This window comes from Neobacillus oceani (assembly GCF_046237595.1).
Lineage (GTDB): Bacteria > Bacillota > Bacilli > Bacillales > Cytobacillaceae > Bacillus_D > Bacillus_D oceani.
In genome coordinates this window covers 4,083,895-4,109,488 of sequence record NZ_CP143543.1, presented here as the reverse complement: position 1 = coordinate 4,109,488, position 25,594 = coordinate 4,083,895, and the positions used below count along the sequence as shown (strand labels likewise).

Here is a 25,594-nt window from a genome sequence, read left to right as displayed (position 1 = left end):
TATCTCATGGAAAAAACACTTTTAAATGTAGAAGGCATGTCTTGCGGCCATTGCGTAAAAGCGGTTGAAGGCAGTGTCGGCGCTCTCGAAGGCGTTGAGCGTGTGCTGGTCGATTTGAAGGAAAAGACGGTTGCGGTCGAGTATAAGGGCGATGCCGTTTCACTCGATAAAATTAAGGAAACAATTGAAGACCAAGGCTACGATGTAGTTTAAGGAATTAAGCGGAAGTTCCCTTTAGGGAAGATTTCCATAGCTTTGAAGGCGCGTGCTCGTTCAGGCACGTTCCTTTTTTCAATCTAATATACCCCTTATGGGTATGAGGAGTTGAGGATATGAGCCAGGCAACCGCAACAGCGCAAAAAGAAACGACGATGCTAATCACCGGCATGACATGCGCGGCATGCGCGGTCCGAATTGAAAAAGGGTTGAACAGGCTTGATGGCGTCCAGGAAGCAAGCGTGAACCTGGCGCTTGAGCGGGCGGCGGTCAAGTTCGACCCGGCTGTCACGAACGTCGAAGTATTGGAAAAAAAGGTCCGTGACCTCGGCTATGATGTTGTCGCCGAGAAGAAGGAATTCGATATAAGCGGGATGACGTGCGCGGCATGTTCCACCCGGATTGAAAAAGGGTTGAACCGGATGGAAGGCGTAACAAAGGCATCCGTTAACCTGGCGCTTGAAAAGGCGACCGTCGAGTACAATCCTTCTGTCCTTTCCGATCGCGATATTATTAAAAAGGTGGAAGGCCTTGGGTACGGGGCAATTTTAAAAGATGAGAATAACGGGGAAGAAGCCGCGGATCACCGCCAGCAGGAAATCAAAAGGCAAACGAATAGATTCATTTTCTCACTCATTCTTTCATTGCCGCTCCTTTGGTCGATGGTCGGGCACTTTTCGTTTACATCGTTCATCTACGTTCCCGACATGTTCATGAACCCTTGGGTGCAGCTGATCTTGGCAACGCCGGTTCAGTTTTACATCGGAGGCCCGTTTTACGTTGGGGCCTATAAAGCTTTAAAAAATGGCAGTGCCAACATGGATGTGCTTGTGGCACTCGGAACGTCGGCAGCCTATTTTTACAGCCTTTATCAGTCTATCGCGTCACTAGGAAATAGCGCGCACATGCCTGAGCTTTATTTTGAGACGAGCGCAGTCCTGATTACGCTTATTATACTCGGGAAGCTGTTTGAGGCAAAAGCGAAGGGCCGATCCTCGGAAGCAATCAAGAAATTGATGGGCCTCCAGGCGAAGACTGCTATCGTCGAGCGGAACGGTGCCGAGGTGGAAGTGGCGCTTGAGGATGTCCTCGTCGGCGACATTATCCACGTCAAACCGGGCGACAAAATTCCGGTTGATGGCAAAATTGTCGAGGGCCTCTCGGCGATTGATGAATCGATGCTGACAGGTGAAAGCGTCCCTGTCGATAAAACGGTGGGCGACCCTGTCATCGGCGCCACCATTAATAAAAATGGGTTTATTAAAATAGAAGCTACAAAGGTTGGCAAGGATACTGCCCTTGCGCAAATCATCAAGGTCGTCGAAGAAGCCCAGGGATCAAAGGCGCCAATCCAACGGCTTGCCGACAAAATCTCAGGAATCTTTGTACCGATTGTCGTCGGGATTGCCATTGTAACCTTCCTAGTCTGGTATTTCTGGGCGAGTCCAGGGGATTTTGCCGGCGCGCTTGAAAAAATGATTGCTGTCCTCGTCATTGCCTGCCCATGCGCACTTGGACTCGCAACGCCGACATCAATCATGGCTGGGTCGGGACGTTCCGCGGAGTATGGCATCCTATTCAAAGGCGGTGAGCATCTCGAATTGACCCATCGAATTACAACGGTTGTTTTGGATAAAACCGGAACGGTCACGAATGGCGAGCCTGTTTTGACCGATATCATCCTTTCAGGGGCGGTTGAGGAGGCGGAGCTGCTCACTCTTGTCGGATCCGCGGAAAAGCAGTCCGAGCACCCGCTTGCCCAGGCGATTGTCGAGGGAATACAGGAAAAAGGGGTTGCACTAAAGCCGGTGGAATCGTTTGAAGCGATACCTGGTTATGGTATCAAGGCAGTAGTGTCCGGCCGCGAACTTCTTGCGGGCACTCGCAAGCTGATGGCAAAGTTCGACGTTAGTGCGTTGTCCGCTTTTTCCAAAATGGAAGAGCTTGAACGGGAAGGGAAAACTGCGATGCTGATTGCTGTTGACGGGGAGTACGCGGGCATTGTTGCTGTTGCCGATACAATCAAGGAGACCTCGAAAGCGGCGGTGAAACGTCTGAAGGATATGGGACTTGAGGTCATTATGATTACGGGCGACAACAGGCAGACAGCTCTGGCGATTGCTTCGGAAGCGGGCATTGATACGGTTATCGCGGAGGTGCTTCCTGAAGGGAAGGCGGAGGAAGTGAAAAAGCTTCAAGCTGCCGGTAAAAAAGTCGCAATGGTCGGGGATGGCATTAATGATGCGCCAGCGCTTGCCGTGGCTGACATTGGTATGGCGATTGGTACAGGAACCGATGTGGCGATGGAAGCGGCGGACATTACTCTCATTCGTGGCGACTTGAACAGCATTGCCGATGCGATTTTCATGAGCAAGCTGACGATCCGCAACATCAAGCAGAACCTATTTTGGGCGTTTGGGTACAATACGCTTGGAATTCCGGTTGCAGCGCTTGGATTCCTCGCGCCATGGCTCGCCGGAGCGGCAATGGCATTTAGCTCCGTATCCGTGGTTCTGAACGCTTTAAGGCTGCAGAAGGTAAAGCTATAGGATTGAGTAAATACTATGAAAAAAAGCTGATTCAGCGAGGCTGAATCAGCTTTTTTTATCCTTAGAGTCGCAAAATGGTTCTTGGCTCTTCAAGTTAGCCCCTTTTTGAAAATTAGTGATCATGTTCATTCCGTTTATCCATTTGGTAATTGTCTTTTATTTTGTGCGCTGAAAATTTTGCCCATTGGTTGCCGCCGACGAGTAAACCACAGATGAGTAGAAACACGGTTACAGGCTTCAATAACCATCTTTTTGAAGGGAGTGAAGATTCGTTTCTGGTAGGAAGCACCCCAAATAAAAGGAGGGAACCGAATGCCAACACAAGGAGGATGTTTACAAGTTTTATAGATTGAAAAGCAGGAACCATTTCCCCGAGCATCGCCCCCATCATACCACCCATCAAGCCTGCCCCAAACCCTTCAACCGAAGCCGTAGTGCCTAATGGAAAAGCGCTTGCCACTCCCGCTGATGCCCCGAAGAGCACGGCGTATAACGTGGCGGTATACAAATCCCCCTGAAACACGGTCCCTAATGCTGTTCCTGCCGCCAATCCCGAAAGCATCCCGAACAGCATCGCAATTGTCATCCCTTCAGAATGGCCGAGCCGGGATTTGAGCTTCCAGGAAAGGAAGGCGGCAGCAACAGCCGCAATACAAAGCGAAAACAAGACATAAGGAAGCAATATGGACATGGCTTTCATCACCTCGTTCATACATATGAAAGCCGGTCGCGAGACATGCTTCCTTTTTGGCAAGCGCAACGGCTCTTCCTATAAGGCTTTTCCTTCCTCCATTTATAACTTAATAATGGTAGAAAAAGTCTATTTTTTACAAAATGGTGGCGAATGGCTGTTTCAAAGACTATCTCCACATTTTATTCACAGAAAAAGCAAACAATCTGCACAGTTTTTCCTTACAGTGTACCTATAAAGAGCATCAAATGTAAATTTGCGGAGGTGAAGCAAGTGAAAAATTGGTTTTCTTTATTGGCTGGAGTGGTGCTTATACTTTCCTTTGGGATAAACGCTTCGGCGGATGCCGGGCATAGCCAAAATGATCAAGGTGTTTTAGATGCAGCGAAAAAATTCCGGAATGGCGGGAAGGAATCACCCCATTCAGGGCATGGAACAGAAAACAAGAAAGCAACGGCGCATAGCCACGATGGCAGCGGAGAGGGCGGAAGCCATAGCCACGGGCCGGTAACCGAAACCCCTCCTAATATGAAAGTCCTTGGAACCTTTGGCGGAATTAATCTCTCATTCATTCTAATTGGCATCTGGAATAAATTGTCTAGAAGGAAAGGTGATGAACATGGCAATCCCGGAAAAAAACCTGCGCGCACCTAAAACAAGCGATAAAGCGGAGAAGCAGCCTTTTAACCTTCTGACCGTGCCGATGATCAAGAAATTCATGCAAAGCCGCTGGTACCCTGGAATTTTTCAATGGATTGTCATAGTGGTATTCTCTTATATCGTTTTTGAACTTGTGGCTGGAACGGCGAATCCTACAAAGAATTTTGGGACTACAATGACCTGGGTCCTTTGGTGGCCGATCATCCCAATCCTATTTATCGCCCTGGGCCGCTTCTGGTGCGCAATCTGCCCCTTCGGAAAATTAAGCGATATCGTCAGGAAGCTGGTTGGAAGCGAAAGGCCGATGCCGAAATTCCTAAGGAAATACGGAATCTGGCTAATCGACCTGTTCTTCATCTTAATCACATACAGCGACCATGTTTGGGGGATTGTTGAGTCCCCGCGTGGTTCAGGATACCTGTTGCTCATCCTTGTCACAATGGTGGTTGCGACGTCGGTCTTTTATGAAAGAAGGACCTTCTGTAAAACGCTCTGTTTCCTTGGCGGCCTGGCTGGAAACTATTCACGTGCAGGTTCACTTGAACTGAGGGGCACGCCGGATATTTGCAAATCGTGCAAATCCCAATCTTGCTTCAAGGGTAGCGAGAAGGCTGAGGGCTGCCCGATGTTCCAATATGTCAGGACGATGGATTCAAGCGCGGATTGCAATGTATGCGGAAATTGCATCAAGAACTGCCCGAACGATTCAATCCGGCTGTCTTTTAGAAAACCGACAAAGGAATTGTGGTTTATTAAAAATCCGAAGCTGGAGCATGCGGCACTGGCAGCGGTCATCATGGGCATTGTTTTTGTTCAAAATATCACAATGCTCGAAATTTGGGGTGAAATCCTCGGGAAAATTGGAAGCATTACCGGTACCAGCAGCTATATCATTAATTTTACAATCGCCTATGTCATTTCAATGGCACTTCCGATCCTGCTGCTTCTTGGCACCGCCAAGCTGGCAAACAGGATGGGCATGGCTGATACTGTAAAACGGAACTTCATCCGTTTCGGTTATGCGATTATTCCGCTGGACCTTGCTGGGCATTTGGGCCATAACCTTTTCCACGTCATAACAGAAGGAAAGGCAATCTGGTATAACACAATCACCGTATTAGGGGTGGAAACGTATCCCGGCAGCCTTGCCCTGTTGCCTACATCGTCGGTTCAGCTGCTCCAATACTCGATTATTGCGGTAGGATTCTTAGGGTCAATGTTCACTGTTTATAAAATGGGTAACAAGTCAACGTTTAAAAGCATGCTGCCAATTTATGGGCTGATGCTATTGCTGGCGGTCATCAACATTTACTTGTTCTCGCTTCCGATGAGCCATCGGGTATAAAAAATGAAAAGGGGTTTAGAAAAATGAAAAAATTGAGAGTCCTTGCAAGCTTACTATCGATAGGTCTGGTCATCAGCGGATGCAGTTCGGCTTCATCCAAAGAAGAGGGTAGCACCAAGAAAGTGAACAAAGGTTTTAAGGCGGAGCATCTGCACGGAATTGCCTATGCTGCCGACCAAAATATTTATATCGCCACCCACGAAGGAATGCTGTCAACAGAAGGCGGAGAAAATTGGACCTTTAAAGGAAATTATGATTTTGATTTTATGGGCTTCAATGTAATGAGCGATGGGACAATGATTTCAAGCGGGCACCCTGGAAAGGCGTCCAATCTCCCAAATCCACTTGGATTTATGGTAAGTAAAAATAATGGAGAGAAATGGGAGCCGATATCATTGCTGGGCAAGGTTGATTTCCACATCCTATCCTCCAATTTCAGCAAGCCGGATTTCGTCTACGGGGTAAACCAGATGGACAGCGGCAACTATAAAGCGGGGATCTATAAGAGCACAAACGGGGGCGAAGATTGGGAGCTCCTGAATTCGTCCGGACTGCCGCAGGACTTGCATACCATTTATTCAATTGTTTCGATGCCTGATAACGAAAATGTACTGTTGGCTGGTACCGATTCCGGCATCCTCAGGTCAGAAGACGGCGGCATTACGTGGGGGCTGTATGACCAATCCAGGTTGATTACTGCGTTTGGCGTCTTGCCGGATACTAAGAATTTGATTGGCTATTCGATCACTAACCAGGGAGCGGGGATCACGACAAGCTCTGATGAGGGCCAAACCTGGTTGGATAAAGGATTCGACCTTGGCCAGGATGCGGTGGCCTATTTCGGCATCAACCCGAAAGATTCCAAGAAAATCGCGATTTCAACATTCGAAAACAGCGTGTTTTATACCGAAGATGGAGGCGGGGATTGGAAACCGCTAATGGATAAAGGAGTTGTCCAGTAAGAGTTCCACGGAAGCGGGAACCATGGAGAGATGAAGCCCATAAAGTAACCAGCCTTCGAAATTCAAAACCGAAAAAATTGGGGTGGTCTTCAGTGACTGGGGTATTGTTCGGATTAATCCTGATTGTGGGATTGGGAATCATGTTTGTAATGCGGCTCGCTAGCAGTGAAGCAAAAGAGGCCCAGTGCTGCGGTGGAGGTGGATCCTGCTGTAAAAGCCAGGATTCTAAGGGATCCTCTCGTGGCTGCTGCTGCGGCTAATGATATTTAAAAGCCAGGGCTTTGGATGTAAAGCCCTGGCTTTATTTTACATGCGTATTTACAGAAGGTTGAAGGAGTTCTCCGTTTAGCCATAAGTTGCCCGGGTAACAGTATAACGTGATAAAAAGGAGGTGAATCGGATGCAAATGCAAATGTATCAGGAATGCATTGATGCGTGTTTTGATTGTATGGTGGCCTGTAATTCCTGCTATGATTCGTGCCTGAAGGAAGACGATGTAAAGATGATGGCAGACTGCATTAGGACGGACCGGGAATGCGCCGATATATGTGCTCTTGCAATTAAGGCAATGCAATCCAACTCGCCATTTGCAAAACAAATCTGCGCACTTTGCGCGGAAATTTGCGAGGCATGCGGTGAGGAATGCCAGAAGCACAGCCATCACGACCATTGCAGGAGATGTGCGGAAGCTTGTTTCCGTTGTGCCGAGGTATGCAGGAGAATGGCAGCCTAATGGTTCTCAAATGAAGGCATTCACCCTTTAAAGATAATGGGGAATGCCTTTTCCTTTTAGAGTCAGTATAGGGGCTTTAGTGGATTGAAGTAATTCAACATTCGAAAACTTATTGTGCTGCCCGATCAAAGGGGTTTTCTGATTGTAAAAATGCCGCCCCGGAATTGGAGCGGCATTGCACTTTCATGTTCGCGATGTAATTGGCAACATTCTTATTTGGCTGGAACAGGTGTAGGCGTTCCTTCACCGTACGATTTGTAATGGTCGACAATCGTCTTGTTGATATCCCTCAGGCTTTTTCCGTCTTGTTTCAGCATTACCGCCTCCCGGGCGATATTTACACAAACGTCTCAAGAAATGCCGTGTGGGTCCCATTCTGTGACTGCCATATTGCCATCCATGCCGGCTATGAAACAGTCAAGATTGCTTTCATGTCCTGAATCTGCTCCGCAGCCACAATAACAAGGGACTGATTCCAAAACTTCTGGATACTGGGCGGCCAGGATGTACGTTTCCTGGACCTTTTTAGAAGATTTCATAACATAATCAGGCAGTTCTGGATGCTTTGGATCAAGTGCGAGGTTTTTAGTATCCAAGGAACTGCAGGCTGAAATGACGCCAATGGCCAGTATCGCCAAGATTAGCAGCATATAACGTGATAGTTTCATGGCTCTCCCTTTCGTGTTGGTTATTTTTGTATCGAATCAGCAGGAATAGGTTAACTTGGTTAACTTTTATTCTGGTGTGACCCTTAAGTAAAGATGAATGAACCCTATTCCAGAATGAAGGAAAATTGTGCAGAAAGTATCGAGAAAAGGTTAAGGAATTTCGAACATTGGCGCCAATCTTTGTTGGACAGTAATTGGCCGTGCCTGCTGGCTGCAATAAAAAAGCCTCTCCCTGAAGAAAGGCTTTTATCATCCTATAGATAAATTGGTAAATTTACCGGATTTGCATGTCAGGATTAGTCCGCGGGGACCGGCGTTGGTGTTGCTTCTCCATAGGATGAATACTTGGCGACGATTGATTCATTGATTTTCTTAAGGCTTTTTCCGTCTTGCTTCATTTGTACCGCCTCCCGGGCGATATTGACACAAATGTCTCAAGCGGTGCCGTGGTTATCCCACTCTGTTACAGCATTATTATTGCCAATGCCTTTTACAAAGCAGTCAAGGTTGCTCTTATGTCCCGCGCCTGTGCCACAGCTGCAATAGCAAGGAACAGATGCGAGCACTTCCGGATACTCGGCGGCCATCACATACGTCTCCTGGACCATTTCAGGGGTAGCCAGGACATAATCAGGCAGCGGCGCATGCTTCGAATCAAGCTTCAGCTCATCGGATTTTGCCGAATCCGAGCTGCAGGCCGAAACTACGCCAATGGCAAGAATTGCACACATCAGCAGCAAATACTTAAAATACCTCATAGCCTTCTCCCTCTCAGTAGTGTATAAACCTATTTTAACAAGGAATCCATGATGGAAACTTACCCCTTTTCAAACGTTTTGTGACACCGATTCCCAGTCAAAGGCGCGCCTTGAAACAAAAACGTCCACTAAGGTACCAAGCACCACCACTAACCTCCGATACCAATTAACTGTTCTGTTTTTTTCGGCAAAAGGTTGGGTATTATAACAATATTTACAGCTTTCGGAGGGGGTTTCATCATGGATTTGACGCCGCAGCAGCGAGTGGAGCTGCATGGTTTTAATAATTTGACGAAGAGTTTGAGTTTTAATATGTACGATATTTGTTATACACAGACGAAGGAAGAGCGGGAGGCATATCTTGAGTATATTGATGAGCAGTATAACGCGGACCGTCTGACGAAAATCCTCAAGCATGTCGCGGATATTATCGGTGCGCATGTCCTGAATGTGGCGAAGCAGGATTACGTGCCTCAGGGGGCGAGCGTGACGATGCTTGTCTCGGAGGGGCCGGTTGTCGAGGTGCCGGAAGGGGTGTACGAGGAATCACCCGGACCGCTGCCATCCGCCGTTACGCTTGCTCTCGACAAAAGCCATATCACGGTCCATACGTACCCCGAATACCATCCGGATGAGGGGATTAGCACTTTCCGAGCCGATATTGACGTATCGACGTGTGGGGAAATTTCGCCGCTGAAGGCGCTCAACTACTTGATTCATTCGTTCGAGACAGATGTGATGACGATGGATTATCGTGTTCGCGGATTTACGCGCGACAAGGAAGGCTATAAGCTGTTCATCGATCATGACATTTCTTCCATCCAGAATTACATCCCTGACGAGATAATCGACCGCTATCAAATGATTGATGTGAACGTATACCAGGAGCATATTTTCCACACGAAATGTAAGCTTCGCGATTTCGACCTGAACAATTACCTTTTTGGCTATACGAAGGATAAACTCACGGAAGAACAGCGCCGGGAAATCACTGAAAGCATCCAATGGGAAATGGACGAAATCTTTTACGGGAAAAATATTTACCAGGGCAGCTTTGTTAAAAATGCAGAAAAGGCCTTCCGTGACAATCTCGAACACGAAGTACAAAAGAAACAGACCGGTAAGGAGCCTGAATAAGGCTGCCTGATCGGTCTTTTTTCGTCCTGCTCGAAACAATTGAACTTAATCAATCCCTCCAGGCTTAAAGCTGTTTAACAGCATCATCCTCCATCCATTTTCCCAATCGCATTATACAGAATATTTTTTGAAAATAATAAGGTTTAACCCAATTGCCGAAAAAGTATGAACGGCTGGCACCATGGCTAAGATGGTATGTATAGTAAGGAAGAACGGGCATGTGTGCCGAGGTGGGAAATGAAAACGGACGTGAAAAATAATGTAAGCAATAGCCTAGAGGCAAATGTAGATTTTTTTAAAAAAGAGCTTGGGGTAGGCAAAAGCTTCGACGTCATTCAGCTGGAAGTGGAATATGCCGGCCGGAAAATGGCGCTGTTCATGGTTGATGGCCTAGTCAAGGACGATATGCTCCATCTCCTTCTGAAGTTCATGGCGAATTTAAAGGAGGACCAGCTTCAAAGCGCGACAATCCAGCAGCTCATGAAGTCATACCTTCCTTACATTGAGCTCGATTCGACGGATGATCTTGACAAGGCTGTGGATACGGTGCTTGCGGGTCCGACCGCGCTTGTTGTAGACGGCGCATCTGAGGTCATCCTAATAGATGCCAGAACCTATCCGGTCAGGGGGCCTGAAGAACCGGACACGGAGAGGGTTGTCCGCGGATCACGCGATGGTTTTGTAGAAACGATCGTCTTCAATACGGCACTGATCAGAAGGCGGGTTCGCGACAGGACGCTCAGGATGGAATATATCCAGGCGGGGCGGCGGTCGAAAACCGACATGATTATATGCTATATCGAAGACATTGCCGATGGGGAGCTGGTCGATAAGATAAAGGACAAGTTGTCCAGCATCGATACGGACGGGCTTCCAATGGCCGAGAAAACCATTGAGGAATTTATTACCGGGAGCTATTTGAACCCGTTCCCGGCAGTCCGTTATACGGAGAGGCCGGACACGGCTGCCGTTCATCTGTTCGAAGGGCATGTATGTGTACTCGTTGACGGGTCGCCGAGCGTTTTGATTACGCCGACAACGTATTGGCATCATCTCCAACATGCAGAGGAATACCGGAATAAGCCGCTTGTAGGAGCCTATTTACGGATTGTACGGTTTTTTGCCGTATGGGCGTCCCTATTTTTGCTGCCGCTTTGGTACTTGCTCACGATTGACCCGAGCCTCGTGCCGAAAAGCATGAAATTTATCGGGCCCAATGATCCCGGTAAAATTCCTTTGTTCCTTCAGTTTTTAATAATTGAAATTGGAATCGACATGCTGCGGATGGCTGCGATCCATACACCGACATCGCTTGCGACGGCTCTTGGCCTTGTCGCCGCATTGATGATCGGGCAGGTCGCCGTTGAAGTCGGCCTTTTGACGAATGAGGTCATCCTGTATTTGGCGCTCGCCGCGATTGGCACATTTGCAACCCCCAGCTATGAACTAAGCCTTGCCAACCGGCTTGTTAGGCTGTTTTTACTGATCGTAACGGCCTTGTTCCATACATTCGGGCTTGTCGTCGGATTCACCCTCGTCATCATTTATTTGGCGCGCATGAAAAGCTTCGGCGTTCCGTATCTATGGCCGTTTATCCCTTTTGATATTAAGGCATTGCGGGACGTGCTGTTTAGGTCGCCTATTCCGCTTAAAGACAAGCGGCCGAGAGTACTGGAGCCAAAAGATCCGGACAGATAGATAGACCGGACTTCACGGTATCGGGGAGATGTTTATTAGTGAAGCGCAGCAGTTTCGTATAGGAATAGTTTGGAGTACATTGTTCTGCTAAAACAAGGCCAATTCTGCGCCCCAAAAACGGCGCCGGCATGGCCTTGTTATCATTTGCCCAGAACAGCTGAAATTGATTTTGCGTATTCTTCGGCGAGATACTTCTGCCCTTCAGTGCTCGGGTGGAGCCGGTCGGATGCCATATACTTATCAAAATTGCCTTCATTCATCTTGCCTGTCAAATCGATGTACGTACAGTTTGGCACTTTGGAACAGGCTATTTTTATGTCCTCGTTGTATAGTTTGAGCTCTTCATCCGAGTAGGAAGGAGTGGCCATGATGGAGCTTGCAAAAACCTTTGTATCCGGAAGGGCATCATGGATCGCTTTGATAAATTCCATATATTTTTCCTGATATTGCTCGTGGGTCATTTTTCCCTGATAGATTGTAGAGATGGAGTTGAACCCGTAAATGGACAGGACATAATCCGGTTTCAGATCAATTACATCAGTCTTGACCCTTCCCAGCGCACTGTTGTTGTCGGCAGGAGGGGAAGAAATATCAATGTCGGTTCTGCCAATACCCTGGTTGATGCTCTCTACCCCCATTATGTCGCCAATTACAGAAGCCATCGATTCCATCCCTATATTTTGGGTACCAGTCCCGTCCGCATGACTATGTCCGATAACAATAAGCCTTTTTCTTTTTTCCTCCGGCTTCCTTACTTTTGCCCCCTCGCTTACGAAAAGGCCGTCTATCTCGCTTTGGTTGGAAAAGCCAATTTCAATCTGGTGCCATCCCTTTTTATTTTTGTAAATCGGGATGTCCACAGGCTTACCATCCACGTCTAGTTTTTGTGTTACAACCTGTTTTCCATCAACGAAAATAAAGACCGTTCCTCCAATGCCCCGTTGCTTCAATGTGGCGAAGCTGCTGTCCGTCTCAATCCTTGCCCGCCTTCCATAATGCCGGCCGTTCTTGCCGTCAAGCCAGCCCTGCATCACTTTATCCCCATTCGGTTTTAAAACCTCTTTCCATTGGCCGTTCGCGTAAAGCCATTCCGGCGCGGTCGGTTCAATGAATCTTTTTTCAGTAGTAATGGCGTCTTTCTGGCAGCCGGCTAATAACGAAAGAAATAAAACAACGATAAGAATTTTGGAACGAGTGAACAGGTATCGGTTTTCAGTATCAGCCCTCATCTCTCACTTCCTTACATTATTTAGGATATTAATAATGTAATAGGAATAGGATGAACTTGTAAATATAGGCCGTTCGTCAAATTTTGCGAGAGTTGATCGAAGAACAAGTTGAAATAATAGAATTGGCTCCGGAGGGGAAGGGTCAATTAACAGGGGAGGACCACACATGTTGCTGTCCCCAATAAAGCTCTTTCGGACATGCTCGAACTGTAAAACAAAGTCAATCCTCCACAAACGGGAACATTAGCACCTTTTTCGAATCGCAGTACTGAAGCAGCGGCTCTCCCGGAAGTGGCACCGGGCTCATCGTATTGATGGAAACCACTGCCTCGGCTGCTGAAACATCCCACGGCTGGTGATGGATATCACCGCGCAGCACCTTGCCATCCCGGGTCGTAAACAGGCAATACCGCTCAATCAGCCAGTGTTCAAGCGTCCCCGCCATGCACAATCCAGGCCCCGAAACCGGACGATACGAACAATTGAACTGGCCGAACCCATCCTCGCCCGTAATCCGCCTGTTCGAAAACCGAAAACCTTTTCTTTTGTAAAAATTGGCCGCCGCGCTTGTGCTATTTACCGGCAAACTCACTGCTTCCGCGCCTTGGTTCTCCTCCGGACTTACCTCGTCAAACGACATCTCCGCATTTTTATACGGAAGCGCAAGCAGTCCGTTTGCCGCGAACACCGCCGGGGCGAGGTTCGCATCCAACGAAAAGAACCAGATGCCCTGCCTCCCGTTCCGTTTTACATACGTCCTCACATTCAACTCCAAATACTCATTCAACATCGGGATTTCCGGCAGAGCCCTGAAGCGCTGGTGCTTGACCTGGAATGGCGATATCGATATCCACGCCTGCCCTTCCCACGTATCAAGCTCCAACTCTTCCGGTACGTGCTCCCTGACCATGGCGGCATCTACAGGCCAATGCAAAAAAAGTAGATTTTCCCACGTCTGGGTCATAAGCCATGGCGCATCCGGAAGGGGATAGGGCCGATGAGCCGTCTCCCTGAGTAACTCGTCCATATTCGCGAACCACCTTTCATTCAGCACTTCCTATCCTTTACCCTTACCCAATTTTTCATTTAGCCACCCCATACATCCGCCGAAGTTGAAAAAACAGGCACCCTATATGCAAATAAATGCTATTTCGGGTATGATAGAATAAAAATTACAACAAATGCGGGGGAAAAAATGAAAGATTTAGAACAAGCACTCTATTACCATCTACTTTCCCGTTCGGCCGATATGACGGAGGAGTGGCTTAGCCGGAGGACCGAAAAAGTCGGTTCGCCTTATTCACTTGAAGCATCCCAAGAACTTGTCAACAAACTCCGCGAACAAAACAAGCTTTTTATTGAACGGATCATAAAAGTCTTTATTGAGGAAGAAGAGGGATTCAAAAAGGGAATTCTCGACTGGACCCGTATGGTATCGGAGGACAGGGTAAATTCAGGGGTACCGCTTCACTCTGTGATTAAACAATTCGGGATTTTCCGGAGTGTCATCATTCTTTTTATCGAAAATTTCGCGCGTGATTACGAGAAAGAACTCTCATTCGAAGACATTTTCCGTTGGACAAAGCAAATCAATTTTGCCTTTGACAAAGTCATTGATTTGTTTTCCAAACATTACTACGAAGTCCATAGCAAGCTGATTTCGGAAAAGGAAAAGATGATTTACGAGCTAAGTTCACCGGTCATACCGGTAACAAAAGGCACGGGCGTATTACCACTTATCGGTGAAATCGACATTGACCGTGCCGCCGACATCCTGGAATCCGTCCTGAACCAAAGCGCAGCGATGCGCATCAACAAGCTCGTTATTGACATGTCGGGCGTACCCGAAATGGACTCGGCAGTCGCATGTGAGTTATCAAAATTATTCAAGGGATTGAACCTGATTGGCATCCGCGCGATCCTTTCCGGTATCAGGCCAGAGGTCGCCAAGGCTGCTATCACCCTGGGAATTAACTTCGATAACACCGAATTCGAACAGGACCTCGCCGCTGCATTGACAAAGCTCAACTGGCAAGAGTAGCGCACGAACCAAATCAAAAGGGGGGTAAAAGGTGATTCAATATCTATCGGCATTCTTCCTGCCCGGTCTGTGCGTCTTGCTGTTTGCTAGGGTCACCTACAACCGGGTCATCGCACTCGCCCTGACAGTCGGCCTCATCGCGGCATCCGTCTACAAAGGCTACACAAACAGCTGGGGACTCATCATCGTCGACGCTTTCTCGCTCACCGTGGGCTTCTGGGCCGCCTCGTACCTAAAGCCGAAACCAACCGCAAACAAAACCTGACCACCCGCCCGCCAAACGCCGGCGGGATTTTTATTTCCGGGGCTGTTTTCGAAAAATTGGTCCCCGCACCATGTAATCCGTGGGGTTCAAGTAAGCATACCCAAACACGTTGTCAGTTTATCAGAAAAACATCCTGAATGTAGCAGGAAAACCAAAAATTAAATCGAATATTTGTTCGTATAAAGTTGGTTTGCGCCCTCCCCTTTGTGGTAGAATGTTTTTATAAGATTTTTAGCAATGCCGGAATTGTGAATTTCGGCATCCTTTCAGTTTGCCCGCAAGATGGCCCTATTTGGAGCCAGCCGGTTTGAATGGGGCGCCATGGCGGGCATACTGTTTACTATATGAATTGGCGGCGAAGGGCCTGCCAATGTGCCATCCCATTCAATAAGAAAATCACACAACCTTGTTTACTGATAGATGCCTTATTTTTAAGTATTGGAGGTTCGGTAACGTGAAGAACCAGTTTGAGTTAGTGTCCAAATACAAGCCGGAGGGGGACCAGCCCGAAGCCATTAAGAAATTGGTCGACGGCATTTACAAAAAGAAGCGCGTCCAGACGCTCCTCGGCGCAACGGGTACAGGTAAGACGTTTACCGTTTCCAATGTCATTAAAGAGGTAAACAAACCTACCCTTGTAATCGCCCACAATAAAACGCTCGCCGGCCAGCTGTACAGTGAGTTCAAGGAATTTTTCCCGAACAACGCCGTCGAGTATTTTGTTAGCTACTATGATTACTATCAGCCGGAGGCATATGTGCCCCAGACCGATACATTCATCGAAAAAGACGCGAGCATCAATGATGAAATTGATAAGCTGCGCCACTCGGCGACATCCGCCCTATTCGAGCGCCGCGACGTCATCATCATTGCGTCTGTTTCGTGCATTTACGGTTTGGGTTCGCCGGAAGAATACAAGGAAATGGTGCTCAGCCTGCGGGAAGGGATGGAAATTGAACGGAACAAGCTGCTCCATAAGCTCGTCGATATCCAGTACGCCCGGAACGACATCGACTTTAAGCGCGGTACGTTCAGGGTACGGGGCGACGTTGTCGAAATCTTCCCGGTGTCAAAAGACGAGCATTGCATCCGCGTCGAGTTTTTTGGCGACGAGGTCGAACGCATCCGCGAAGTCGATGCCCTGACTGGTGAAATCATTGGCGAGCGGAACCATGTCGCCATTTTTCCAGCATCCCACTTCGTGACGAGGGAAGCAAAGCTAAGGATAGCAATCGAAAATATTGAAAAAGAACTGGAAGAACGTCTTGAGGAACTCCGCGCAGAGGAAAAGCTGCTTGAAGCACAGCGCCTTGAGCAGCGGACCCGCTATGACCTTGAAATGATGCGGGAAATGGGCTTCTGCTCCGGTATTGAAAACTATTCCCGCCATTTGACGCTGAGGCCGCCTGGGGCAACTCCATATACGCTGCTCGACTATTTTCCGGACGATTTCCTTATTGTCGTTGACGAATCCCATGTTACGCTACCGCAAATCAGGGGTATGTTTAATGGGGACCAGGCTCGGAAGCAGGTTCTCGTTGACCATGGCTTCCGCCTGCCGTCCGCTCTCGATAACCGTCCGCTTAAATTCGAGGAATTCGAGCGGCATATCAACCAGCTGATCGCCGTTTCGGCAACGCCGGGTCCGTATGAAATCGAACATACGCCGGAAATGGTCCAACAGATTATCCGGCCAACGGGGCTATTGGATCCAAATATCGACGTTCGTCCGATTGAAGGCCAGATTGACGACCTGATCGGTGAAATAAATGAACGGGTCAAACGGAACGAACGCGTCCTTGTAACCACTTTGACGAAGAAGATGTCCGAGGATTTGACCGATTATTTGAAGGAAATCGGCATCAAAGTGCAATACTTGCACTCCGAAGTTAAGACGCTAGAACGGATTGAAATTATCCGGGAGCTCCGGCTTGGCAAATATGACGTTCTTGTCGGAATCAACCTGCTCAGGGAAGGGCTCGATATTCCGGAAGTGTCACTTGTCGCGATTCTTGATGCCGACAAGGAAGGCTTCCTCCGCTCAGAGCGGTCGCTGATCCAGACAATCGGCCGCGCAGCGCGGAACGAACGAGGGCACGTCATCATGTATGCGGATAAGATGACCAATTCCATGCAGATCGCCATTGAAGAAACGAAGCGCCGTCGTGCCATCCAGGAAGAATACAACAAAAAGCATGGCATTACGCCGATGACGATACAGAAGGACATACGCGCGGCCATTCGCGCCACCCAGGCCGCCGAGGAAGGCGAAGCGTATTCACCGGCGAAATCGCTCGGCAAGCTGGCCAAAAAGGACCGCGAGCGCGTGATTGCCGATATGGAAAAAGAAATGAAGGAAGCAGCAAAGGCGCTTAACTTTGAACGCGCCGCAGAGCTTCGTGACCTGATACTAGAGCTGAAAGCGGAAGGATGACTGTAACATGGCAATGGATAAACTTGTTGTAAAAGGCGCCAGAGCCCATAACTTAAAAAATATCGATGTCACCATTCCGAGAGATAAGCTTGTCGTTTTGACAGGGCTTTCCGGATCCGGAAAGTCCTCGCTTGCCTTCGACACCATTTATGCGGAAGGGCAGCGCCGCTATGTCGAATCGCTGTCCGCTTATGCCCGCCAGTTCCTTGGGCAGATGGACAAACCGGATGTCGATGCAATCGAGGGCCTTTCGCCGGCGATATCAATCGACCAGAAAACAACGAGCAGGAACCCGCGCTCGACTGTCGGGACGGTCACGGAAATTCACGATTATTTACGGCTTCTTTTCGCCCGTGTTGGGCGCCCTGTGTGCCCGAACCACGGAATAGAAATTTCGTCCCAGACAATTGAGCAGATGGTCGACCGGATTATGGAATACCCTGAACGGACAAGGCTGCAAATTCTCGCCCCGGTTGTTTCGGGCAGGAAAGGGACCCATGTTCAGGTGTTGGAAGACATCAAGAAACAGGGATTCGTCCGCGTCCGTGTTGACGGGGAAATGCTTGATTTAAGCGACGAAATTACGTTGGAAAAAAATAAGAAACACTCGATCGACGTTGTCGTTGACCGTGTCGTTGTAAAAGAAGGAATCGCGGCCAGACTCGCGGACTCACTTCAAACTGCGCTTCAGCTTGGGGATGGGAAGGTTGTCATCGACGTCATTGGCGAAGAGGAACTGCTGTTCAGCGAACACCATGCCTGCCCAATCTGCGGATTCTCCATCGGCGAACTCGAACCGAGGATGTTTTCGTTCAACAGCCCATTCGGCGCCTGTCCTGAATGTGACGGGTTAGGTGCAAAAATGGAGGTCGATCCGGACCTTGTTATCCCGAACAAGGAACTGACCTTGAATCAAAATGCGGTTGCCGCATGGGAATCTGTTTCTTCGCAATATTATCCGCAGCTTCTGAAGGCTGTCAGCGACCATTACGGCATCGATATGGATGTTCCAGTCAAGGACTTGCCAAAAAGCAAGATGGACCGGATTTTGTATGGATCGGAAGGGAAGAAAATCTACTTCCGTTATCGGAATGATTTTGGCCAGGTAAAGGATGGCTATATCGTATTTGAAGGCGTCCTGCGCAATGTCGAGCGGCGCTTCAAGGAAACAAGTTCCGACTGGATCCGCGAACAGATGGAAAAGTACATGGGGCAACAGGCCTGCCCAACCTGCCATGGATACAGGCTGAAGAAAGAAACACTAGCTGTCCTTATTACAGGTAGGCATATTGGAGAAGTAAGCGAGCTTTCTGTCGAGGAAGCAAAGCGATTTTTCCAATCCCTTGACCTGACTGAAAAAGAAAAACAGATTGCAAGACTCATTCTCCAGGAAATCAATGAGCGGCTCGGCTTTTTGGTGAATGTCGGCCTGGATTATCTGAATTTGAGCAGAGCGGCCGGAACGCTTTCCGGCGGTGAAGCCCAGCGGATTAGGCTCGCAACACAAATTGGCTCGCGTCTGACCGGGGTTCTCTATATTCTTGATGAGCCATCAATAGGCCTTCACCAGCGCGATAATGATAAACTAATCAGCACATTGCAGAGCATGCGTGATATCGGAAATACCTTAATCGTTGTTGAGCACGACGAAGATACGATGCTCGCTGCCGATTACTTGGTCGATATCGGTCCGGGTGCCGGGGTTCATGGCGGAGAGATTGTTTCAGCTGGAACGCCCGAGGAAGTGATGAACGATCCGGCGTCATTGACTGGCCAATATTTGGCCGGCAAAAAGTTCATTCCGCTTCCGATCGAACGGCGCAAGCCGGATGGCCGATTTATTGAAATTAAGGGCGCTGCCGAGAACAATCTGAAAAATGTCTCTGTCAAGTTTCCGCTTGGCGTGTTTCAGGCTGTCACCGGCGTTTCCGGTTCGGGAAAAAGTACGCTAGTAAATGAAATTCTTCATAAGTCACTTGCCCAAAAACTTCAAAGGGCCAAAACGAAGCCCGGTGCTCACAAAAGCATCAAGGGCATCGAGCACCTTGAAAAAGTAATCGATATCGACCAGTCGCCAATCGGCCGGACGCCACGTTCCAACCCCGCAACGTACACTGGGGTATTTGATGATATCCGCGATTTATTTGCGAGTACAAATGAAGCGAAGGTGCGCGGCTACAAGAAGGGGCGTTTCTCCTTCAACGTCAAGGGAGGACGCTGTGAGGCCTGCCGCGGCGATGGCATCATTAAAATTGAGATGCACTTTTTGCCGGATGTATATGTGCCATGCGAGGTATGCCACGGGAAACGATACAATCGTGAGACACTCGAAGTGAAATACAAAGGCAAAAATATCTCTGACATCCTTGATATGACCGTCGCTGACGCAGTTGAGTTTTTTGCCAATCATCCAAAAATCAGCCGCAAACTCCAGACGATTGCAGATGTCGGTCTTGGCTATGTGACACTAGGCCAGCCAGCGACAACTCTGTCCGGCGGGGAAGCGCAGCGGGTTAAACTTGCCTCCGAATTGCACAGGCGCTCAAACGGAAAGACGATGTATATACTGGATGAGCCGACTACCGGCCTGCACGTCGATGATATCTCCCGGTTGCTGAGCGTACTGCAGCGCCTCGTGGAAAACGGGGACACGGTCCTTGTCATCGAGCACAACCTTGATGTCATTAAAACGGCCGATTATCTCGTCGACCTTGGTCCTGAAGGCGGCGACAAAGGCGGAACGATTGTGGCAACCGGAACGCCCGAGCAGGTAGCGGAAGTCCCTGAATCGCATACCGGCCGCTATCTGAAGCCAATCCTCGAACGCGACCGCGCAAGGATGCTCAAACAGGTCGAAGGAACAGAAAAGCAAACAGCTAAAGCAAGATAGGAAAACGGGACCGCTCATTTTAAGGGCGGTCCCGTTTTTCGTGTAAGGAGACAAATGTTCTAAACGTATTTTTTAGGGTTCTGATGTGTATGCTCCAAGCGCAAACAGAAAGGGTAATGATAGTCAACAATCCTGAACCTCTTTAATTGCAACCTAGAGCCTGGTGCGACATGAGTCCCGAATAACCGTTTTCCTTCCAATGCGCCAACTGAGTATGAATGTTCTCGGTATACGTAACCTGTAGATTTTGTTACATCTTTCTTCCAAAATTGTTACAATTCTGAAGTTTGTGTAAAATATATGTAATAGTAAAGAAAGAAGGAGCTTACCAAACACAAAATTGCTCCGGAAAAAAGTGTCTGTGTGCTGTTTTCAGCCCAAGGGGGATGTGAGAAAGATGTTAAAGTTTCTACTTAAGCAAGTGGCAATGTGGGTTTTGGTTATGACGCTATTTTTGGCTCTTCTATTTTTACCGAGGGATATCATCTATCAGGAAGGCCGGGCTGGTAAATTTCTTGGGGCGAAATACGAATACTCGCTTGAGAAACATATTGATCAATTCAAGGAGTTCTTTGCATATATCAAGAAAAACAAAGGCCTCGGGGACGTAATGGAGGGCCATTCGCGGGTAGAGAGCATTAGGCACACCTTTATAAAGAGCATGAAAATTGCAATCCCGGCCTTATTCATCGGCCTTTTCGGCGGAGTAGCCAAAGGGGTGCTCGACTATCGGATCCGAAACAAGAAGACTAATATCTTTGGTGAAACATTAACAAGGTTCTTTCTTTCAATTCCGGACCTGTTTTTAATTATTATGATTCAGATTGGAGTCATGACTGCGTACAGTTGGGGCCTCCTCCCTTACATGCGGGTTTACGGAAGCGACACAATGAGCACGACGATTCTCGGAATTATTTATCTCTCCATTTACCCTGTATTTTATATTGCTAATATCACGTTTTTAAGCATCCGCGATGAGCAGGCAATGGATTACATCAAGACCGCTTTTTCAAAAGGGACTTCGTCATTAAGGGTTCTCTACACGCATGTTCTAAAAAACTGCTATCCGAAAATACTCAGCCATACCAACACGATTACACTTTATACTCTCTCAAACTTGTTCATTGTTGAATTTTTGACGAATTACCGCGGAGCTGCCTATTTCTTTTATCAATCCGTTGCATCGCCATTCATATTTGCTGTAGGGCAGGAACAATACCCAATCAATATTTATAGCGCGGCGGGGTATATCTTTCTTTTCACAACGGTTATTTTCGTTTCCAAATTAGTAAGCCAGATTGGAAAAAGCCTGCTGTATCCGCTTGAAAGGAATGAAGCATGATGAAGAAAAACTGGAGGCTTTGGACTGGTGCTTTTTTTCTTATTCTCTTAGGTGTCGTCGCTGTGGCGGGGCCGCATTTACCATTTGTTGATACGGAGCTGAAAGAAACTGGAGCAATAAGAACGGATGAGGGGAAAATCATCCTAGTACCATTCCCGCCAATGGAAGGATATCCACTTGGAAGTACCCATAAAGGGGTTGATATCCTGAGCCTGCTCATAATGGGAACGGGAGAAACGCTTAAAATCGTCCTGAGCGTCGTAGCGCTGCGATACGTATTTGCGGTTCCGCTAGCTGTAGCCGGGTTTTACTCCAAATTTATGAAGGGGGTCATGAACGGCTGGCAACAGCTTTTTTCATTTATGCCGCCAATTTTCTTCGTATCGTTTTTTTCCGGCCTGCCATTCATCTTTTTCTCTGATTGGAGGCCAGTTTATATGATTCTCATCCTTGCTTTGCTGGAAACAGGGAGGGTCGCCGAAATTATTCACACACATTTGCGGGATACAGAGAAACGGCCATATATTGAGGCGGGAATTGTCTCTGGCTGCTCTCCGTACACATTGTTCAGGAATTATTATCTCCCTGTCGTCATACCAAATATTATTGTAATGGTTATCAATGATATCGGCAGGACGCTTTTCCTACTTGCGCAGCTTGGCATCGTCTTTATTTTCATCAGCCAGAAATTCATGATGAACGAATGGGGATCGGCGTATGAAGTTGTCAACACTTCCCCATCGTGGCCGATGATCTTCGATACCATTCTAAAGGATGTCCGCATATACCGATGGATCCCGTTGGCAGGCATCGGCGCGATAGGCATTACCCTTCTTTTCATCAATCTGTTTGCGGGAGGGCTCCAACGCTACTTTGAAAGCAAGTACCGGACTGCAAGGTATGATTTGTAAAAAAACCAACCCATCCTGAAACTTTTCAGGAAAAAGCCCGTAAATACAGGGAAGGGAGGCTGGTGTTATGGATACAAGGAAAATCCTGTCGGGTTTATGCTATTTCAGCATCTTTTTTGCACCTTTCCTATTTCCAATTGTCGTTTATTTCGTAGTAGATGATTCCATCACGAAAGAACACGCTAAAAAGGCATTGTTATCGCACCTCATTCCATTCGTGGCAATTCCGATTGCGTTGCTCGGCGCGATGGCTGGTGCCGGTTCTGATGCCGGATTTGGCATAGCGATAATTGGAATGGGGATTTACGGAATCCTGTCGATAGGCGTGATCATCTGGAATGTTGTGAAAGGAATAAAAACAATCCAGGAGCTGTAAGCTGTACAAACTTGCAAAATGGGCAAGGAATGAAACGAACATCCCTGTTTAGGCTGATTTCTAATATACGAAAAGGAAAAAGTAGAGGAAGGGGAGTTTTTTGTGAAGGAAGAGCGAAGAAGGATTTTGGAAATGGTTGAGCGCGGCAGTTTATCAGCGGTTGAAGCGATTACCTTGCTTGAGGAGCTCGAGAAGTCGTCCAAGACCGCCGGCGAGAGGGAGCAGGAGTTGAGGAGCGAGCTTTCGGTAGTCGTGCACGAGGATCCTGAAAGCAGTAGGAGAAGCGATGAGCCATACAGGTCTCATACGACAAAGGATAAGCTATTTGAACTTCTTGATACAGCGATAAAAAAAATCAAGGAACTGGATTTGGATTTCAATTTTGGCCAATCGGTGGAGATTTCACATATTTTTCACCAAAACGCTGTGAGCCTGACTGACATTGATGTTAGTATTGCAAACGGCTCGCTGAAGATTGTCCCATGGGACCAGCAAAACGTCCGGGCCGAGTGCCAGGCCCGTGTTTACCGGGTCGAGAACCAGGATGAGGCAAGGAAAACGCTACTTGAAACGATTGTTTTCGATATTACCGAAGGAAGACTTAGATTTTTAACAAATCATAAATGGATGAAGGTGGACACAGTCCTGTATGTCCCGGACTCGTCGTACGAGAAGGTTCGAGCCAAATTGTTCAACGGGCCGGTAACCGGGGAAAATCTCCGAGCGGCGGATATAAAGGCAAAGACGGGGAGCGGAAAAATTTCCTTTAAAGAAATTTCCGGCAAAAAGATTGAGGCAGAGACCGGAAATGGGCACATTAAGCTGAAAGGCTGCGCTGTGGAAAAGGTTGAGGCCGAAACGATCAATGGCGGCATCAAGCTGGAGGGCTCCTTCCAATCCGCGGATCTTAGGACCTTTACTGGCGGCATCACCTGTGACATCCAGGGGGCATGCGAGTTCATTTCGGCAAAAGCGGCGACCGGGGGCATTGATATATATGTGCCGGACGGCCAGGCGGTCGATGGTGAGCTACGGTCCAATTTGGGCGGATTCCAGGTTGATCTCGACCGGATCCAGCTTCTTGAAGAAAAGAGCGAGATGATCCAGAAAATGCTCCGCTTTAAAACGATCCAGCCAGATGGACGGACGGCCCGGATCATCGCCGAAACAAAAACCGGCGGCATCGCCGTCAAAAAGGCTGGTGCCTTCAAGAAGGATGAAGATTAATTGATAGTTGCGGCTACGTCATTCAAATTTGATTTTCGATAGGTAGTCCGAATGAATTTTTAAAAAAAGAGAAGGTTGCTGTAAACGAAAGGGTGAGCTGCAAATGAGATGGCTAATTGGGATTGGAGTCAATGCAGTATTGTTCATGGCAATCGCGGGGTATTTTGATGATGATTTCCGGCTTTCGGGCTTTGGCGCAGCCATCGTTGCAAGCTTCCTGCTGTCCATCCTGAACGTGCTCGTCAGGCCTGTGCTCATTTTGCTCACCTTGCCTGCTACCATTCTTACTCTAGGGCTGTTTTTGTTTGTAATCAACGCGATTACGCTGCTATTGACAGATGCGCTCATGGGGACGGCATTCGATATATCAGGCTTCGGAATGGCGCTGCTCGCGGCAGTCATTCTCTCGTTGGTGAATATTATTATCCAAAAATTTGTAATGGATAAAAAGAAAAAATAGCTCTCAATGGAAAAAAGCGTGGCGAACCGCGCTTTTTTTCGTTGCATGCCGGGTTGGAAGATCGTTTTTTCAATAGAAACAACATCATTTAATTTGGTGTTATAACCACTGAACCATTTCCGAAGCTTGTACCTTATTCCCGATAGACAAAGGCTGTAAATCCATCTTCCTTAAGCTTTTTTACAAGCGCTTCGGCATTTTCTTTTTTGGAAAAAGCGCCTGCCTGCACTTTATATAAGCCGTCTTTGTCCTTTTTGGCAAAAGCCTGGTAGCCTTTTAACGAGAGTTTTAGTGCTATATCATCGGCACTGGCTTTATCACGGAAAGCTCCAGCCTGAACACGATAAAGATTCCCTCCGCCAGAATCAGGTGCCGCTGGTTTTTTCTTTAATCCGTAATGCTCGGCAATCCCGGCGGCAATTGCTTTTCCGCAAATCTTCCTGTAGGAGTCGGTACGCAGAAGGGACTCTTCCTCCAGGTTGGTCATGAACCCGCATTCCGTAAGAATGGCAGTCATATTTGTTTCCCTCAGGACGTGGAAATCGGCTGTCTTGACACCCCGGTCACGGCGGCCGGTTTTTTCGACCAAATTTTTCTGCACCTTTAAGGCAAGCTCATAGGCATCCTTTGGTTTTGTCACGTAGACGAACGTATCGACTCCGTTCGCGCTGTTCCATGTATTCTGGTACGCATTTGCGTGAATCGCCACATAGGCATCTACCTTTAATTGGTTTGCCTTGTCTGTCCGTTCCTTGAGAGGGACATCCCGGTCGTCCGAGTGGGCGAAGTATACCAAAACATCCTGATATGTTTCGAGTTCCTTTTTTGCATAGTCTGCAACAGCTCTGTTGAATTCGTATTCCCGCATCCCCGAAGGGCTCCGCTTGCCAGCTGTCGAATAGCCATGGCCCGCATCCAGCATAAACTTCATCTAACTAACCCCCTTTTTAAACTCTTTCTCTTACTAAATATGAAAAAGTTACGATAGTGGATAGGGACAAG

The 25,594-nt window shown here is 48.0% G+C and carries 23 protein-coding genes; 17 read left to right on the top strand and 6 right to left on the bottom strand.

Annotation, left to right across the window (positions count from 1 at the left end; all coding sequences use genetic code 11):
• Positions 1 to 6: 6 nt before the first annotated feature.
• Positions 7 to 213, top strand: coding sequence for a copper chaperone CopZ (copZ, locus tag V1499_RS20835; RefSeq protein WP_409272235.1), 207 nt, complete (start codon positions 7 to 9; stop codon positions 211 to 213).
• A 119-nt stretch (positions 214 to 332) separates the two neighbouring features.
• On the top strand, positions 333 to 2,765 hold the full coding sequence (locus V1499_RS20830; protein WP_409272233.1) for a heavy metal translocating P-type ATPase: 2,433 nt from the start codon (positions 333 to 335) through the stop codon (positions 2,763 to 2,765).
• Between the two features lie 112 nt (positions 2,766 to 2,877).
• On the opposite strand, the gene V1499_RS20825 is transcribed toward V1499_RS20830, so the two are convergent.
• Positions 2,878 to 3,456 (bottom strand): hypothetical protein, encoded by a 579-nt coding sequence (locus V1499_RS20825; protein WP_409272231.1) that lies wholly within the window; start codon positions 3,454 to 3,456, stop codon positions 2,878 to 2,880.
• Positions 3,457 to 3,729: 273 nt separating this feature from the next.
• On the opposite strand from V1499_RS20825, the gene V1499_RS20820 reads away from it, so the two are divergent.
• The 4 genes from V1499_RS20820 to V1499_RS20805 all read left to right on the top strand — a co-directional run bounded on the left by V1499_RS20820 (position 3,730) and on the right by V1499_RS20805 (position 7,156).
• Positions 3,730 to 4,110 (top strand): hypothetical protein, encoded by a 381-nt coding sequence (locus V1499_RS20820; protein WP_409272229.1) that lies wholly within the window; start codon positions 3,730 to 3,732, stop codon positions 4,108 to 4,110.
• Complete coding sequence (locus tag V1499_RS20815) at positions 4,070 to 5,461, top strand: 4Fe-4S binding protein (RefSeq protein WP_409272228.1); 1,392 nt, start codon at positions 4,070 to 4,072, stop codon at positions 5,459 to 5,461. Before V1499_RS20820 ends, V1499_RS20815 begins: the two co-directional genes overlap by 41 nt.
• Before the next feature lie 23 nt (positions 5,462 to 5,484).
• Positions 5,485 to 6,423: a F510_1955 family glycosylhydrolase gene (locus tag V1499_RS20810; protein WP_409272226.1), complete on the top strand. Its 939-nt coding sequence runs from the start codon at positions 5,485 to 5,487 to the stop codon at positions 6,421 to 6,423.
• Positions 6,424 to 6,829: 406 nt separating this feature from the next.
• A complete protein-coding gene (locus tag V1499_RS20805; protein ID WP_409276357.1) occupies positions 6,830 to 7,156 on the top strand; it encodes a four-helix bundle copper-binding protein in 327 nt (108 codons plus the stop codon).
• 212 nt (positions 7,157 to 7,368) lie between these two features.
• Here the strand turns inward: V1499_RS20805 and V1499_RS20800 are convergent, their stop codons facing one another.
• Together V1499_RS20800 and V1499_RS20795 are read right to left on the bottom strand one after the other, a co-directional pair.
• Positions 7,369 to 7,824 (bottom strand): PCYCGC motif-containing (lipo)protein, encoded by a 456-nt coding sequence (locus tag V1499_RS20800; RefSeq protein WP_409272224.1) that lies wholly within the window; start codon positions 7,822 to 7,824, stop codon positions 7,369 to 7,371.
• 296 nt (positions 7,825 to 8,120) lie between these two features.
• Positions 8,121 to 8,582 (bottom strand): PCYCGC motif-containing (lipo)protein, encoded by a 462-nt coding sequence (locus tag V1499_RS20795; RefSeq protein ID WP_409272223.1) that lies wholly within the window; start codon positions 8,580 to 8,582, stop codon positions 8,121 to 8,123.
• 240 nt (positions 8,583 to 8,822) lie between these two features.
• On the opposite strand from V1499_RS20795, the gene speD reads away from it, so the two are divergent.
• Together speD and V1499_RS20785 are read left to right on the top strand one after the other, a co-directional pair.
• Positions 8,823 to 9,719 carry an adenosylmethionine decarboxylase gene (speD, locus tag V1499_RS20790; RefSeq protein ID WP_409272222.1) on the top strand — a complete coding sequence of 299 codons (897 nt, stop codon included), beginning with the start codon at positions 8,823 to 8,825 and terminating at the stop codon, positions 9,717 to 9,719.
• A gap of 237 nt (positions 9,720 to 9,956) precedes the next feature.
• The gene (locus tag V1499_RS20785) at positions 9,957 to 11,417 is read left to right on the top strand and encodes a spore germination protein (protein ID WP_409276356.1); all 1,461 of its coding nucleotides are present in this window, start codon (positions 9,957 to 9,959) and stop codon (positions 11,415 to 11,417) included.
• Positions 11,418 to 11,557: 140 nt separating this feature from the next.
• Here the strand turns inward: V1499_RS20785 and V1499_RS20780 are convergent, their stop codons facing one another.
• Together V1499_RS20780 and V1499_RS20775 are read right to left on the bottom strand one after the other, a co-directional pair.
• Entirely contained in the window at positions 11,558 to 12,646 is a 1,089-nt protein-coding gene (locus V1499_RS20780) for an SGNH/GDSL hydrolase family protein (protein WP_409272220.1), read from the bottom strand.
• A 220-nt stretch (positions 12,647 to 12,866) separates the two neighbouring features.
• Positions 12,867 to 13,673 carry a YqjF family protein gene (locus V1499_RS20775; protein WP_409272218.1) on the bottom strand — a complete coding sequence of 269 codons (807 nt, stop codon included), beginning with the start codon at positions 13,671 to 13,673 and terminating at the stop codon, positions 12,867 to 12,869.
• Positions 13,674 to 13,841: 168 nt separating this feature from the next.
• Here V1499_RS20775 and V1499_RS20770 point away from each other — a divergent pair, with 168 nt between their 5' ends.
• The 9 genes from V1499_RS20770 (at position 13,842) to V1499_RS20730 (ending at position 24,592) form a co-directional block, all read left to right on the top strand.
• Entirely contained in the window at positions 13,842 to 14,687 is an 846-nt protein-coding gene (locus V1499_RS20770; protein WP_409272217.1) for an STAS domain-containing protein, read from the top strand.
• Positions 14,688 to 14,718: 31 nt separating this feature from the next.
• Positions 14,719 to 14,952, top strand: coding sequence for a CsbA family protein (locus V1499_RS20765; RefSeq protein ID WP_409272215.1), 234 nt, complete (start codon positions 14,719 to 14,721; stop codon positions 14,950 to 14,952).
• Positions 14,953 to 15,406: 454 nt separating this feature from the next.
• The gene (gene uvrB / locus V1499_RS20760; RefSeq protein WP_409272213.1) at positions 15,407 to 17,386 is read left to right on the top strand and encodes an excinuclease ABC subunit UvrB; all 1,980 of its coding nucleotides are present in this window, start codon (positions 15,407 to 15,409) and stop codon (positions 17,384 to 17,386) included.
• Positions 17,387 to 17,393: 7 nt separating this feature from the next.
• Positions 17,394 to 20,276: an excinuclease ABC subunit UvrA gene (gene uvrA, locus V1499_RS20755; protein ID WP_409272211.1), complete on the top strand. Its 2,883-nt coding sequence runs from the start codon at positions 17,394 to 17,396 to the stop codon at positions 20,274 to 20,276.
• A 397-nt stretch (positions 20,277 to 20,673) separates the two neighbouring features.
• The gene (locus V1499_RS20750) at positions 20,674 to 21,618 is read left to right on the top strand and encodes an ABC transporter permease subunit (protein WP_409272209.1); all 945 of its coding nucleotides are present in this window, start codon (positions 20,674 to 20,676) and stop codon (positions 21,616 to 21,618) included.
• A complete protein-coding gene (locus tag V1499_RS20745; protein WP_409272207.1) occupies positions 21,615 to 22,529 on the top strand; it encodes an ABC transporter permease subunit in 915 nt (304 codons plus the stop codon). The genes V1499_RS20750 and V1499_RS20745 overlap by 4 nt, the downstream gene beginning before the upstream one ends.
• A 67-nt stretch (positions 22,530 to 22,596) precedes the next feature.
• Positions 22,597 to 22,905: a DUF4870 domain-containing protein gene (locus tag V1499_RS20740; protein ID WP_409272205.1), complete on the top strand. Its 309-nt coding sequence runs from the start codon at positions 22,597 to 22,599 to the stop codon at positions 22,903 to 22,905.
• 102 nt (positions 22,906 to 23,007) lie between these two features.
• Entirely contained in the window at positions 23,008 to 24,132 is a 1,125-nt protein-coding gene (locus V1499_RS20735) for a DUF4097 family beta strand repeat-containing protein (RefSeq protein WP_409272203.1), read from the top strand.
• A 103-nt stretch (positions 24,133 to 24,235) separates the two neighbouring features.
• Positions 24,236 to 24,592 (top strand): phage holin family protein, encoded by a 357-nt coding sequence (locus tag V1499_RS20730; RefSeq protein WP_409272201.1) that lies wholly within the window; start codon positions 24,236 to 24,238, stop codon positions 24,590 to 24,592.
• A 133-nt stretch (positions 24,593 to 24,725) separates the two neighbouring features.
• Here the strand turns inward: V1499_RS20730 and V1499_RS20725 are convergent, their stop codons facing one another.
• Positions 24,726 to 25,523 (bottom strand): N-acetylmuramoyl-L-alanine amidase, encoded by a 798-nt coding sequence (locus V1499_RS20725; RefSeq protein ID WP_409272199.1) that lies wholly within the window; start codon positions 25,521 to 25,523, stop codon positions 24,726 to 24,728.
• Positions 25,524 to 25,594 lie beyond the last annotated feature (71 nt).